The sequence below is a fragment of the Rhodococcoides sp. S146-33 genome (assembly GCF_059489205.1).
In genome coordinates, this window is record NZ_JCAJWY010000002.1 from 1,328,738 (window position 1) to 1,340,773 (window position 12,036).

A 12,036-nucleotide genomic window follows, 5' to 3' on the forward strand; every position below is an offset into this window, starting at 1 on the left:
GCGCCGTCAGTTGGTCCAGGTGTGTACGGGCTCTCCGGAGTTCATCCGGGTGACGTAGTCGCCCAGCATCCCGGCGAGAGCTCGATCCCGCTTGTCGCCTGCGCGTTCGCGGGCGACGACCGAGTTGCGTTGCCAGACCGAACCGGACTGCTTCGCCAGGCAACGAGCCTCGATCACCCCGAGGTACCGGTCGCGCACGGCCGTGTCCACGCCGTAGGCGGTCAATCCGGCATCGGCCATCGGCAGCAGTCGACGCAACACCAGTTCTTGCGGACTCACCCAGCCGACTTCGGGCCAGTACAGCATCGAATCGAAGCCGCCGCGTGCGGCGGAGTGCACGTTCTCCTCAGCGGCGTCGAACGACATCTGTGACCACAGCGGTCGGTCGGCGTCGGCCAGAGCCCGCACCGTGCCGTAATAGAACGCGGCATCGGCAAGGGTGTCCACCACCGAGGGTCCGGCCGGGAGGACGCGGTTCTCGAGCCGTATGTGGTGACCGTCGCCGGACCGGTCGTAGATCGGACGATTCCATCGGTAGACGGTTCCGTTGTGCATGCGCAGTTCGGACAGCGACGGCGTCTTTCCCTCTGCCAGGGCGGCCTTGGGGTCCTCGTCGCTGCACACGGGCAGCAACGCCGGGAAGTAGCGCGAGTTCTCCTCGAACAGATCGAATATCGACGTGATCCATCGTTCGCCGAACCACACCCGGGGCCGAACACCCTGATTCTTCAGCTCCTGGGGGCGGGTGTCCGTAGCCTGCTCGAACAGCGGTATGCGGGTTTCGTGCCACAGCGCACGGCCTGCGAAGAACGGCGAGTTGGCGGCGAGGGCCACTTGCACTCCCGAAAGCGCTTGTGCCGCATTCCAATACGACGCGAATTCCTCGGGCGCGACCTGCAGGTGCAACTGCACAGAGGTGCACGCAGCCTCGGGCAGGATGGTGTCGGTGACGATGTCCAGGTCCTCGGTGGCAGCGGCACCGGGCAGTCGAACACCACCGATCTTCAGTTCGATGTCCTCGCCTCTCGCGGCAAAGATCTGTTGGTTGAGCAGGTCGTATCGAGGATTGGCCGACAGCCATCGGTGCTCGAAGTGTTCCTCGTCGAGCGTCGGAAGCATCCCGATCATGGCAAGACGGCTACCCGAGGTGCGTGCACGTTCGTCCGCTGCATTCAACGAGCGCCGCAGGTCCGTTTCCAACTCCGCGATGGAGGCGCCACGCAACGGCCGAGGGTCGACGTTGATCTCGATGTTGAACTGCCCGAGTTCTGTCTGATAGTCGGGGTCGGCGATGGCGTCGAGCACGGCGGCGTTGGCCATCGAGGGTGCCATGTCGTCGTCGACGAGATTGAGCTCGATCTCCATACCGATCTGCGGCTCGCCGACGTGGAAGGTCTCGTCGGCCAGCATTGTCGCCAAGGCGTCGAGACAGTCCTGAACCTTCTGCCGAAACTCGTGTCGATCTTGCCTGGTGAACTTACGACGCTCGACGTCCTCGCCCATGGTGACCGCCTATCGGTGCGTCTGAAGGGCCGTCCGCTGACGCGAAACAGCTTCGGCTTTCGAGTATCGCAGCCCGTGATCGCCGCGGGGGACACACGTCGAAATCTTCTGCCGGACGACGCGATATCACCAGGGTGACGGTTGGTAATCCTTGAGGAAGGAGCCGTACAGATCGGTTCCCGATTCACCCTGCACGATCGGGTCGTACACCCGAGCCGCACCGTCCACCAGGTCGAGCGGAGCGTGGAATCCCTCGTCGGCCAGCCTCATCTTGGTGGGGTGCGGACGCTCGTCGGTGATCCAGCCGGTGTCGACTGCGGTCATCAGGATTCCGCTGGCCGACATCTCTTTCGCGCTCGTGCGGGTCAGCATGTTCAGTGCTGCCTTGGCCATGTTGGTGTGCGGGTGTCCGGGGCCCTTGTATGCGCGTCCGAACTGGCCCTCCATCGCCGAGACGTTGACGACGTACTTACGTCTGGCGTCCGAGGCTTCCATTGCCGGACGCAGACGCGACACGAGAATGAACGGGGCCACCGAATTGCACAGCTGCACTTCGAGCAACTCGACCGGGTCGACCTGTTCGACTGTGTGGATCCAGCTGTTCGTCTCGGCGAGGTCGGGCACCAGGCCGCCTGCATCGATGGCGAGCCCACGCTCGATTCTCTCGGCGGTGACCGAGCCCGCGACCATGGCGAGCGAGGCCACGTCGTCGGCACTCAACGCTGCGGCCGGCTGCCCGCCGAGCGCGGTTGCCGGCAGTGAACTCGCGAGTGACGCAGGGTGGGCGTCACTGGTCTTGCCGAACGTGATGCGCTCCGGACCCGCTCCGTCGGTCAAGGCGGCCGGCAGAGGTTCGGCCTCGGCGTCGGCCAGCGCGCTGTACGAACCGGGGGAGCGCTTGACGGTTTGCGCGGCGTTGTTGATCAGAATATCGAGCGGACCCTCCGCCGCAACCGAGTCGGCAAGTGCCACAACCTGAGCCGGGTCGCGCAGATCGATCCCGACGATGCGAAGACGATGCAGCCACTGGTCGCTGTCGTCCATCGCAGCGAACCGCCGAACCGCATCGTTGGGGAATCGGGTGGTGATGGTCGTGTGGGCACCGTCGCGAAGCAGCCGAAGCGCAATGTACATTCCGATCTTCGCCCGCCCACCGGTCAACAACGCGCGGCGTCCGGACAGATCCGTCCGCGCGTTGCGCTTACCGCGATTGAGCGTCGCGCACTCCGGACAGAGCTGGTGGTAGAACGAGTCGACATCGGTATAGCGCTGCTTGCAGATGTAGCAGGGGCGAGCCTTGATCAGCGTGCCCGCGATGTCACCCTCGGCGCGCGAGGTGAGTGAAAGACCCGCAGTCTCGTCGTCGATACGGTCCGGGGATCCGGTTGCGGTGGCAGCGACGACGGCACGGTCGGCGGCGTTGACGGCATTTCGTGCGGCGACGCGTCGGGCACGCTTGAGATCTTTGAACATGGCGCCGGAGGCACGTTGAACGGCAATGGAATCAGGGTGATTCTTGTCCAGTTCCGCAGCCTGCTTCAGCACCCGCAGACACGTCTCGAGTTCGGTGGGGTCGATCGAGTCCATCGTCAGTCTCCTAGCGCGTCAATCTCCGAGCTACTGGCCGGTCGAGCCGAAAGATGTGAGGGAGAACGAAAAAGACCCCGATTCCGAAGAATCAGGGTCCGTTTCGTCTGTCTCAACTCAGATCTCTGAAAATCTTTGTCTGTCTTCATCGTTCAGACGGTGTCCGAGGGGGGACTTGAACCCCCACGTCCGTTAATAGGACACTAGCACCTCAAGCTAGCGCGTCTGCCATTCCGCCACTCGGACAAGCGCGACTGTTGTCGCATCTATTCTTCCTGCATTCACAGCCGGCCGCTGTGCGCTGCGTAAGATTATCCGACGGGTTCCCGATAACCCAAATCCGCACGTCAGTTCATGCACGAAGCCATTGCATGTGGTGCTCCCGGCGAATTCTGGTGGTAGGAACAACGGTGTGCCCAACGATGTGAGCAACCCCGGACATCATTCCGCCAGCAACCCCACCGTCGCTCTCGACGAGGTCGTGGATCTGGTCAGTTCCCTCATTCGGTTCGACACGTCGAACACCGGAGAACTGGAGACCACGGTCGGCGAGAAGGAATGCGCCGAGTGGGTGGCGAGCAAGCTCGAGGAGGTGGGGTACGAGACCGAGTACGTCGAATCGGGCGCTCCCGGCCGTGGCAACGTGTTCGCCTGGTTGCGTGGAGCGGACTCCTCGCGCGGTGCCCTCCTGGTCCACGGCCACCTGGACGTCGTGCCGGCCGAGCCTGCCGACTGGAGTGTGCATCCGTTTTCCGGCGCCGTCGAGGACGGGTACGTGTGGGGCCGTGGTGCGGTCGACATGAAAGACATGGTCGGTATGGCCCTTGCGCTGGCCCGGCAATTCAAATCGAACGGAACCGTGCCGTCCCGCGACATCCTGTTCGCGTTCCTCGCCGACGAGGAGGCAGGTGGCAAGTACGGGTCGCACTGGCTGGTCGACAACCGGCCCGACCTGTTCGAGGGCGTCACCGAGGCAGTCGGCGAGGTCGGCGGGTTCTCGCTGACAGTCGCACGCCCGGACGGCACCGAGAAGCGGCTCTACATGGTCGAGACCGCGGAGAAGAGCCTTGCCTGGATGCGGCTCACCGCCAAGGCTCGCGCCGGGCACGGATCGTTTCTGCACGAAGACAACGCGGTGATTTACCTGGCCGAGGCCGTCGCCAAACTCGGCAATCACACGTTTCCGTTGGTTCTCACCGAATCGGTGTCGCAATTCCTGCACGCGGTCTCCGAGGAGTCCGGCCTCGACTTCGACCCCACCTCGCCGGACATCGACGGCACCCTGCTCAAACTCGGCAGCATCGCGCGCATCGTCGGAGCGACCCTGCGTGACACCGCGAATCCGACGATGCTCTCGGCGGGGTACAAGGCCAACGTGATTCCGCAGACGGCGACGGCGGTAGTGGATTGCCGGGTGCTTCCCGGTCGGCAGGCGGCCTTCGAGAAGGAGGTCGACGACTTGATCGGCCCCAACGTCGAGCGGGAATGGATCACGAAGCTCGAGCCGTACGAGACCACGTTCGACGGTGATCTCGTCGATGCGATGAACGAGGCCGTCCTTGCGCACGATCCGAACGGTCGAACGGTTCCCTACATGTTGTCGGGCGGCACCGATGCGAAAGCGTTCGCGCGCATCGGGATTCGCTGTTTCGGGTTCGCTCCGTTGAAGCTTCCGCCGGAACTGGATTTCGCGGCGTTGTTTCACGGGATCGACGAACGAGTACCCGTGGAGTCGTTGGAGTTCGGTACACAGGTACTCGAACACTTCTTGATGCACAGCTGACACGAAAGGAACCATCGTGGCGTACAACCCATACGACTCGCTTCCGGACCTACCGTCCTTCGAGTTGACGTCCGAGGACGTCGAGGACGGCCAGGCGTTGGCCGCTCAGCAGGTCAGCGGAATCATGGGAGCCGGTGGGCACGACAACTCTCCGCAGCTGTCCTGGTCCGGCTTTCCCGAGGGCACCAAGAGCTTCGCCGTCACCGTCTACGACCCCGATGCGCCCACTGCGTCGGGATTCTGGCACTGGGCAGTGGCGAACATCCCCGTCGAGACGACGTCTCTGGTGTCGGGCGCAGGAGACGACGGCGGCACCGGGGTGCCCAGCACCGCGGTGACGCTGAAGAACGACGCGGGCCTGTTCCGCTACATCGGAGCCGCTCCGCCGGCCGGTCACGGTCCGCACCGGTACTTCATCGCCGTCCATGCGGTGGATGTCGAGCGACTGGAGGTGGACGAGACGGCCACCCCGGCCTACCTCGGCTTCAATCTGTTCTCGCACGCCATCGGGCGCGCGGTCATCACCGGCACGTACGAGGCCTGAGGTCGTGCGCGTTTTGCGTACCTGTGCGTACGCAAAACGCGCACGAGGGGGGAGTGGTCAGACCCTGTTCGCCGATCCCACGGCCTCTGCGATGGTGGCGAACCCGTTCTGCGCCAGGCGCGCCGACAGTCCCCGGTGAATGCCCTTGATCCACAGCGGGCCGCCGTAGATGAACCCGGTATAGCCCTGAACCAAAGACGCTCCCGCAGTGATGCGCTCCCAGGCCTGCGCCTCGGTTTCGATTCCCCCGACGGAGATCAACGTCAGTCGGGTACCCACTCGGCGGTACAGCCGCCGCAGTACCTCGAGCGATCGCTCAGCCACCGGTGCGCCGGACAGGCCTCCAGCTCCGATAGCGGACACCACGTCTGCCTCGGTGCGCAGGCCCGCGCGCGAGATCGTCGTATTGGTGGCCACGATGCCGTCGAGTCCGAGTTCGACGGCCAGATCGGCCACGGCATCGATGTCCTCGTCGGAGAGGTCAGGGGCAATCTTGACCAGTACCGGCACGGTCACCACCGATTGCACCGCGACCAGGATCGGTCGTAGCGATTCGACTGCCTGTAGGTCACGGAGACCCGGCGTGTTCGGTGAGCTCACGTTGACGACGACGAAGTCTGCCAGTGGGCCCAACAAACGAGCGCTGGACGTGTAGTCCGCAGCAGCGCCGGCGGGCTCCACGATCTTGGTCTTCCCGATGTTGGCACCGATGGGGATGCGGGTACGCCTCGAGCGCAACCGCTCGGCGGCATGCGCTGCACCGTGGTTGTTGAAGCCCATGCGGTTGACGATGGCGCGATCGAGAGGCAACCGAAACAGTCGAGGCGTGGGGTTGCCGGGCTGGCCCTGCGCCGTCACGGTACCGATCTCGGCAAACCCGAACCCGATGGGCTCCCAGGCATCGATGCCGTCTGCATTCTTGTCGAAGCCGGCCGCCAGACCGAGCGGAGCTGGGAAGTCGATGCCGAACACGGTCGAACGAAGCCGCGGGTCTCGAACCACGAAAGCCTTCTCGGCCAGGACGCGCAGCGGAGGTACCACCGCCACGGCACGGAGAACGGCGAAGGCGAGATGGTGTATCCGCTCCGGTGGCACGAGGAACATCAGGCGCAACAGCGCGCGGTACAGACGGTCTCCCACGGTCTTCTTTCCGATCGATCAGGCTTCGGCGGACATGCTGAGGCGGAATGTTCACTGCGGTCGGACAGTACTGCTGCGAACGTCAGCTTCCAGGCTCCGGGATGTGATGCGCAGTCTTCTTCCGCTTCAGCAGAACGCGCCGGCTGCCGTCGGTGTACAGCCGAACTCGCGACAGTTCCCAGCCGCCGAACTCCGCCTGGATCGCCAGCCTCATCGACGCCGTGACCCGGGTGACGTCCGGTGGCAGCCGCAGCGGAACGTATTCCCAATCGTCGGAGGGCGACACTTCCCATCCGACGGGCATCTTGGCTCGTCCCGGCGTCGAATTCTCGTGTGCGTTCACATGCCTCCTTGGCTTCCTGATGGGTCGTTCCTGCAGGCTCCACTCCTGCCCCAGCTCAACGACCCGCGGAAGGGATGCGCTGCAGCCCGTCGCCCGTCGCCGATCCGATGTACAGGTCGCCGGTGTTGTCGTCGACGGCAATCGAATCAGGCTGCCGCACAGTGGCCAACCGCTCGGTCTCGACGGGAATTCCGGTATCGAGTGTGTACCCGACCACCTCGTTGAGGGCGGGCAGTGTCACCCACGTGACGCCGGACTGTTCATCGTAGGCGATCGCCCATGGCTTCGACCCGACCGGAAACCGCTGTCGCATGAGCAGGTCGTGCGAGGTGAAGACGAGCAACTCCGTGCCGGTCGAATCGGTGACCAGAAGCCGACCGAAGTCGTCGCTGGTCATCTCCGCGGCACCTTCGCCGGCCCGCAGAGCCACTCCGAGGGTGCCGTCGTCCAGATTCACATCGGTCACCGACGTCTGGCTGCGATCGAGAACCGAGACGCCCTTCGGCGTACTGGCCAACGCGTCGGCCGAGGTGACACTTCCCCCGGAGACCGTGCTGCTCACCTGTCCGCTCGCGTCGAAGAGGCGGATTGCGCCGGTATCGTCGCCGACGGCAGTCGTGCCGTCGGGCAGGTCGGCAGCCGACAGGGCATTCGATTCGACGGCCAGATCGGTGCGCTGCCCGTCCGAGACATCGATCCTGGCCACGGAACCGTTCATGGGAACCAGGACGGTCGAATCCCGGCCTGCAACCAGTGCTGCGCCGGTAGAGCCTAGGTCGATCACACGCGCCTCCGCCGACGCGTCGCTGCGAACCAGACTGACCGAGGTCGATTGCTCGGTCAGCGCCACCAGGGTGCGGGTGACAGGATCGAAGGTGAGCGCGTCGATCGGCGCGAAGTCGGTGACGATTCCGGCAGGACTCACCGCCGTCTCGGGGGACTGGGCCGGTGGCAGCGGTTCGACGGATATCTCGTCGGCATTCTCGTCGTCGCTCGAACACCCGCTCACCGACACCACTGTGATCACGGCGAGTGCGGATGCAACTGCCGCTCGAACGGTACGAGCCGACGGTGTTGGCATGGAACCGAACCTACTTCCTTGGTGACACTGCCCTGTTGTGCCGATGCCACATCTGTACCAGCGTGCGACGATCCCGGTGAAACCGACCGTGTTGGATCGGGTGTCGACCGGCCGTGCCGGGTGAAGCGGTAGCGTTGATCGTCCGAGGTGAACGCACGACATGGGAGCGGACGTGGAATCCGAGGAAGCACACTTCGCCGTCGAAGAAGTCAATGCCGGAACGCATGCGAACGGTTTCGGGCACACCGACGACGGTCGGGCGTTCGCGTTTCGGGTGCACCGCAGCACGTTGTACGTGGAGATCTACCGGGCCGACGTACGGTCCCCGGTGCCGGATCGGTCCGAGGTCGAAGCGGTGTCCGAACACTCGGTCACCGAGATCGATCTGACCGACGAACGCAGCATCATCGGTGTGGTGCGTGACGCGGTCGTACATGCACAGCACTTGTCCGATGCGTCACAGCGAGACACGACGGCCGTCCGAGCCTTCTTCAACCGAGTCAATTCGGTGTTGGAGGGTTTCTGACGCGCAACGCAGTTCGCGGACGCGCGATCAGGCGCTGACGTCGTCCAGCGCGGACGCGATCGCCGCCGGTAGCTCGAGTTCCTCGGCCATCAGGGCACCCATCAGTTGGGCAAGATCGCGAGCTCCCACGATGGCACTGCTCACGCCCGGACGATCCCGAGCCCACGCCAGTGCTACGACGAGGGGAGAGGTCGCGAGCCCGTCGGCTGCGGTGACGGCAGCATCGACGATGCTGACCGCAGAATCGGTGAGGTAGGACAGCACGGACTCGGCGTGCAACTCGTCGGCACCGCGGGAATCTGCAGGAATGCCGTTGCGATACTTGCCCGTCAACACGCCACCCGCGAGCGGAATTGCGGCCAGCACACCGATGCCGTGGTGATGTGCTGCAGGAATCAACTCGTCCTCGATACCGCGGGCCAGCAGGGAGTACTCCGCCTGCGTGGCCACGATTCGACCGGTATCGGCTGCGCCCGCTGCCGTCGCCAACTGCCAGCCGAGGTAGCCGCGGGCACCGGTGTAGCGAACCCGTCCGCTGGTGACGGCGTAATCGAGCGTCGCCGCGACCTCGTCGACAGGTGTCATCGGGTCCCAGGCCGCCACCTGCCACAAGTCGAGATAGTCCGTTCCGAGCTCGCGCAGCGTGGCATCCAGCTGTCCGAGAAGACCACGTCGTGAGCAGTCGATGTCGTATCGGCCGTGCCGCGGGTTCAACCCCGCTGCACTGCTGATCACCAGATCGTGTCTGGGGACCACGTCGTCGAGCAACTCGGCGAGGACGCGCTGCGCCCGACCGTCCCCGTACGCCGGGGAAGTGTCGACCAGGGTGCCACCGGCCTCGGCGAACGCCGACAGTTGCGCTGCGGCGTCGTCGCCGTCGGTTCCGCTGCCCCATCCGAGCGTGCCGAGCCCGAGCCTGGAGACTCGGAGTCCGCTGGTGCCGACCGATCTCTGCTTCATATGTGCCGAATGTCCTTTTACGTGTGATCGTCGGTGTCGAACTGCACTGCCGCCAGTGCACAGTAGTGCGCCCGGCTGCTGTCTGTGAATGTGCCGCGCCGCGTCGTTCGGCTCGGTACGAACCTGTGGCGCCGGGTACGGTCGTCCCCGTGAATCGCGAATTCAGGGGGCGGGCCGTGGGCCACGCATCGGTAACGAAGAGTCCATCCGCTTCCATGTCGGAGATGTCGATGTCGGATCGGGGTTCCGCATGATCGACATGACGTGGCTGCAAGCGATCATTCTCGGCGCGGTTCAGGGCCTGACCGAATTCCTGCCGATCTCGTCGTCCGGGCACCTCCGAATCGTGTCCGGAGTGTTCTGGAACGAGGACGCCGGTGCCTCGTTCACCGCCGTGACGCAACTCGGCACCGAAGCCGCAGTGCTGCTGTTCTTCTGGCGCGACATCGTCAGGATTGTCAAAGCTTGGTTCGTCGGACTGACGAAGAAGGACGAACGTGGTCTCGACTACCGGATGGGGTGGTACGTGATCATCGCCACCATCCCCATCGGTGTGCTCGGTCTGCTCTTCAAGGACCAGATCCGAACCGGTGCCCGCAACCTGTATCTCATCGCGTTCATGCTCATTGCGTTCGCCATCGTCATCGCGGTAGCGGAGAAGGTCGGCCGCAAGGAACGTCCGATCGAGAAGTTGACCACCCGCGACGGCATCGTCATGGGTCTAGCGCAGTGTCTGGCATTGATTCCCGGAGTGTCTCGCTCCGGCGCGACGACCAGCGCAGGCCTGTTTCTCGGCCTCGAACGCGAAGCAGCCGTGCGATTCTCGTTTCTGCTCGCCATTCCGGCGGTGACCGCCTCCGGATTGTTCTCGCTGCCCGACGCCTTCGAGCCGGTCGGCACGGGACTGGCCGCGTCCGGCCCGCAGTTGCTGGTGGCAACCGTCATCGCTTTCGGCCTCGGCTACGCCTCGATTGCCTGGCTGCTCAAATTCGTTGCGAACCATTCGCTGTACTGGTTCGTCGGGTACCGGATCGTGCTCGGAGTTGTGGTTCTCGGCTTGTTGGCCGGCGGGGTCGTATCCGCTACGTGAAGCCCGCCTCGTTAGGCTCGGAGCAATGACAGTCATCTTGCTTCGGCACGGCCGCTCGACGTCGAACACCGCGGGCACTCTCGCGGGTCGCAGTGCCGGCATCGAACTCGACGACCGCGGGCGCGAGCAGGCGCAGGCGGTAGCGGATCGCCTCGGTGAGCTTCCGGTTGCCGAGATCGTCCGTTCGCCGTTGCTCCGGTGTGAGCAGACGGTGGAGCCGTTGGCCGCCAAGCTCGGCGGGTCGCCGGTGGTCGAGGACCGTCTGGTGGAAGTGGATTACGGGCAGTGGACCGGTCGGACGATCAAGGAGTTGCTGGCCGAGCCGCTGTGGAAGGTGGTTCAGCAGCATCCGTCGGCAGCTGTGTTTCCCGACGGCGAAGGTCTGGCGACGGTGCAGCAGCGCGCGGTGCAGGCCGTGCGGGAGCACGACGCCCGGTTGGCTGCGAAGCACGGCCGGGACGTGCTGTGGGTTGCCTGCTCACACGGCGATGTCATCAAGTCGGTGCTCTCGGATGCGATGGGTGCCCACCTGGACTCGTTCCAGCGCATCGTCGTCGACCCGGCGTCGATCAGTGTCGTTCGCTACACCTCCACGCGGCCGTTCGTTCTGCGGACCAACGACACCGGGTCCGATCTCAGCGCCTTCGTTCCGAAGGCCGAGGAGCCCGACGCGTCGGAATCGGACGTTTCGAGCTCTTCGGACGCGGTCGTCGGCGGTGGCGCGGGCAGCTAGGGCGGGCGATTCGGCGCCGAAGCCCCCATCGGTGGCAGGCTGGAGAGCAAGCAATACCGTCCATGGTCCATCTGTGGCCGATAATGAAGGTTCCGCGATGTGCCACGCGGAGTTGTTCGAGTCGTTAGGAGGTGCAATGCCGCGCGCAATACACGTTTTTCGCACCCCTGATCGTTTCGTTGCCGGGACCGTTGGTGAACCGGGCGACCGAACGTTCTTTCTGCAAGCAGTGCACGACGCACGGGTGGTGTCGGTCGCGTTGGAAAAGCAGCAGGTTCAGGTCCTGGCCGACCGGGTGGGGCTTCTGCTCGAAGAAGTGCATCGCAGATTCGGAGCCGATGTGCCGGCCGAGGAAGCGGACACCGTCGATACCAGCCCACTTCTGACTCCGATCGATACCGAGTTTCGCGTCGGCACGATGGGGCTCGGCTGGGATGCCGATGCCAATGCAGTCGTGGTGGAACTGTTGGCGGTCAGTGAGGTCGAGGTCGACGAGTCCGTCGTTCTCGACGACACGGACGAAGGCCCCGATGCAGTGCGGGTGTTCCTGACCCCGGTTCAGGCTCGCGAATTCGCGGTCCGATCCGAACGTGTGATCGCAGCGGGTCGCGCGCCGTGCCCGTTGTGCGGACTGCCGTTGGCACCCGAGGGACACGTCTGCATCAGAACCAACGGATATCGTCGCGGCGCGACCTTCGGACCGGTGACCGAGGTCGACGAGTCTTGACCGTCGAGCTGCCTCCGTT

12 protein-coding genes and 1 tRNA gene are annotated in these 12,036 nt (G+C 64.6%); 6 read left to right on the forward strand and 7 right to left on the reverse strand.

Features of this window, described 5'->3' with window-relative positions; genetic code table 11:
• Nucleotides 1-6: 6 nt before the first annotated feature.
• From AC5WEY_RS14765 to AC5WEY_RS14775, 3 genes are all read right to left on the reverse strand, one after another.
• On the reverse strand, nucleotides 7-1,503 hold the full coding sequence (locus tag AC5WEY_RS14765; RefSeq protein ID WP_495646384.1) for a glutamate-cysteine ligase family protein: 1,497 nt from the start codon (nucleotides 1,501-1,503) through the stop codon (nucleotides 7-9).
• 126 nt (nucleotides 1,504-1,629) lie between these two features.
• A complete protein-coding gene (locus AC5WEY_RS14770; RefSeq protein WP_495646385.1) occupies nucleotides 1,630-3,090 on the reverse strand; it encodes an SDR family NAD(P)-dependent oxidoreductase in 1,461 nt (486 codons plus the stop codon).
• A 160-nt stretch (nucleotides 3,091-3,250) separates the two neighbouring features.
• A tRNA-Leu gene (locus tag AC5WEY_RS14775) sits at nucleotides 3,251-3,336 on the reverse strand.
• 178 nt (nucleotides 3,337-3,514) lie between these two features.
• Between AC5WEY_RS14775 and AC5WEY_RS14780 the strand changes: the two genes are divergently transcribed.
• Nucleotides 3,515-4,873: a M20/M25/M40 family metallo-hydrolase gene (locus AC5WEY_RS14780; RefSeq protein WP_495646584.1), complete on the forward strand. Its 1,359-nt coding sequence runs from the start codon at nucleotides 3,515-3,517 to the stop codon at nucleotides 4,871-4,873.
• Between the two features lie 16 nt (nucleotides 4,874-4,889).
• Nucleotides 4,890-5,417 (forward strand): YbhB/YbcL family Raf kinase inhibitor-like protein, encoded by a 528-nt coding sequence (locus AC5WEY_RS14785; protein WP_032377863.1) that lies wholly within the window; start codon nucleotides 4,890-4,892, stop codon nucleotides 5,415-5,417.
• Nucleotides 5,418-5,474: 57 nt separating this feature from the next.
• Here the strand turns inward: AC5WEY_RS14785 and AC5WEY_RS14790 are convergent, their stop codons facing one another.
• From AC5WEY_RS14790 to AC5WEY_RS14800, 3 genes are all read right to left on the reverse strand, one after another.
• A complete protein-coding gene (locus tag AC5WEY_RS14790) occupies nucleotides 5,475-6,545 on the reverse strand; it encodes a quinone-dependent dihydroorotate dehydrogenase (RefSeq protein WP_057478811.1) in 1,071 nt (356 codons plus the stop codon).
• 94 nt (nucleotides 6,546-6,639) lie between these two features.
• The gene (locus tag AC5WEY_RS14795) at nucleotides 6,640-6,861 is read right to left on the reverse strand and encodes a DUF5703 family protein (RefSeq protein WP_495646585.1); all 222 of its coding nucleotides are present in this window, start codon (nucleotides 6,859-6,861) and stop codon (nucleotides 6,640-6,642) included.
• Nucleotides 6,862-6,955: 94 nt separating this feature from the next.
• The gene (locus tag AC5WEY_RS14800) at nucleotides 6,956-7,981 is read right to left on the reverse strand and encodes a YncE family protein (RefSeq protein ID WP_495646386.1); all 1,026 of its coding nucleotides are present in this window, start codon (nucleotides 7,979-7,981) and stop codon (nucleotides 6,956-6,958) included.
• Between the two features lie 160 nt (nucleotides 7,982-8,141).
• Here AC5WEY_RS14800 and AC5WEY_RS14805 point away from each other — a divergent pair, with 160 nt between their 5' ends.
• Nucleotides 8,142-8,507, forward strand: a complete 366-nt coding sequence (locus AC5WEY_RS14805; RefSeq protein WP_495646387.1) for a hypothetical protein — start codon at nucleotides 8,142-8,144, stop codon at nucleotides 8,505-8,507.
• Nucleotides 8,508-8,534: 27 nt separating this feature from the next.
• Here AC5WEY_RS14805 and AC5WEY_RS14810 read toward each other — a convergent pair whose 3' ends face one another.
• Nucleotides 8,535-9,467: an aldo/keto reductase gene (locus tag AC5WEY_RS14810; RefSeq protein ID WP_495646388.1), complete on the reverse strand. Its 933-nt coding sequence runs from the start codon at nucleotides 9,465-9,467 to the stop codon at nucleotides 8,535-8,537.
• Nucleotides 9,468-9,726: 259 nt separating this feature from the next.
• Between AC5WEY_RS14810 and AC5WEY_RS14815 the strand changes: the two genes are divergently transcribed.
• The 3 genes from AC5WEY_RS14815 (at nucleotide 9,727) to AC5WEY_RS14825 (ending at nucleotide 12,017) form a co-directional block, all read left to right on the forward strand.
• Complete coding sequence (locus AC5WEY_RS14815) at nucleotides 9,727-10,557, forward strand: undecaprenyl-diphosphate phosphatase (RefSeq protein ID WP_032378487.1); 831 nt, start codon at nucleotides 9,727-9,729, stop codon at nucleotides 10,555-10,557.
• 25 nt (nucleotides 10,558-10,582) lie between these two features.
• Nucleotides 10,583-11,290: a histidine phosphatase family protein gene (locus tag AC5WEY_RS14820; protein ID WP_495646389.1), complete on the forward strand. Its 708-nt coding sequence runs from the start codon at nucleotides 10,583-10,585 to the stop codon at nucleotides 11,288-11,290.
• Between the two features lie 136 nt (nucleotides 11,291-11,426).
• Nucleotides 11,427-12,017, forward strand: coding sequence for a DUF3090 domain-containing protein (locus AC5WEY_RS14825; RefSeq protein ID WP_057478728.1), 591 nt, complete (start codon nucleotides 11,427-11,429; stop codon nucleotides 12,015-12,017).
• Nucleotides 12,018-12,036: the final 19 nt, after the last annotated feature.

Excerpts from the sequence above, each read along its gene's own strand:
- AC5WEY_RS14765 (WP_495646384.1), bottom strand. The coding sequence starts at position 1,503 with ATGGGCGAGGACGTCGAGCGTCGTAAGTTCACCAGGCAAGATCGACAC.
- AC5WEY_RS14770 (WP_495646385.1), bottom strand. The coding sequence starts at position 3,090 with ATGGACTCGATCGACCCCACCGAACTCGAGACGTGTCTGCGGGTGCTG.
- AC5WEY_RS14795 (WP_495646585.1), bottom strand. The coding sequence starts at position 6,861 with ATGCCCGTCGGATGGGAAGTGTCGCCCTCCGACGATTGGGAATACGTT.
- AC5WEY_RS14800 (WP_495646386.1), bottom strand. The coding sequence starts at position 7,981 with ATGCCAACACCGTCGGCTCGTACCGTTCGAGCGGCAGTTGCATCCGCA.
- AC5WEY_RS14805 (WP_495646387.1), top strand. The coding sequence starts at position 8,142 with ATGGGAGCGGACGTGGAATCCGAGGAAGCACACTTCGCCGTCGAAGAA.
- AC5WEY_RS14810 (WP_495646388.1), bottom strand. The coding sequence starts at position 9,467 with ATGAAGCAGAGATCGGTCGGCACCAGCGGACTCCGAGTCTCCAGGCTC.
- AC5WEY_RS14815 (WP_032378487.1), top strand. The coding sequence starts at position 9,727 with ATGACGTGGCTGCAAGCGATCATTCTCGGCGCGGTTCAGGGCCTGACC.
- AC5WEY_RS14820 (WP_495646389.1), top strand. The coding sequence starts at position 10,583 with ATGACAGTCATCTTGCTTCGGCACGGCCGCTCGACGTCGAACACCGCG.
- AC5WEY_RS14825 (WP_057478728.1), top strand. The coding sequence starts at position 11,427 with ATGCCGCGCGCAATACACGTTTTTCGCACCCCTGATCGTTTCGTTGCC.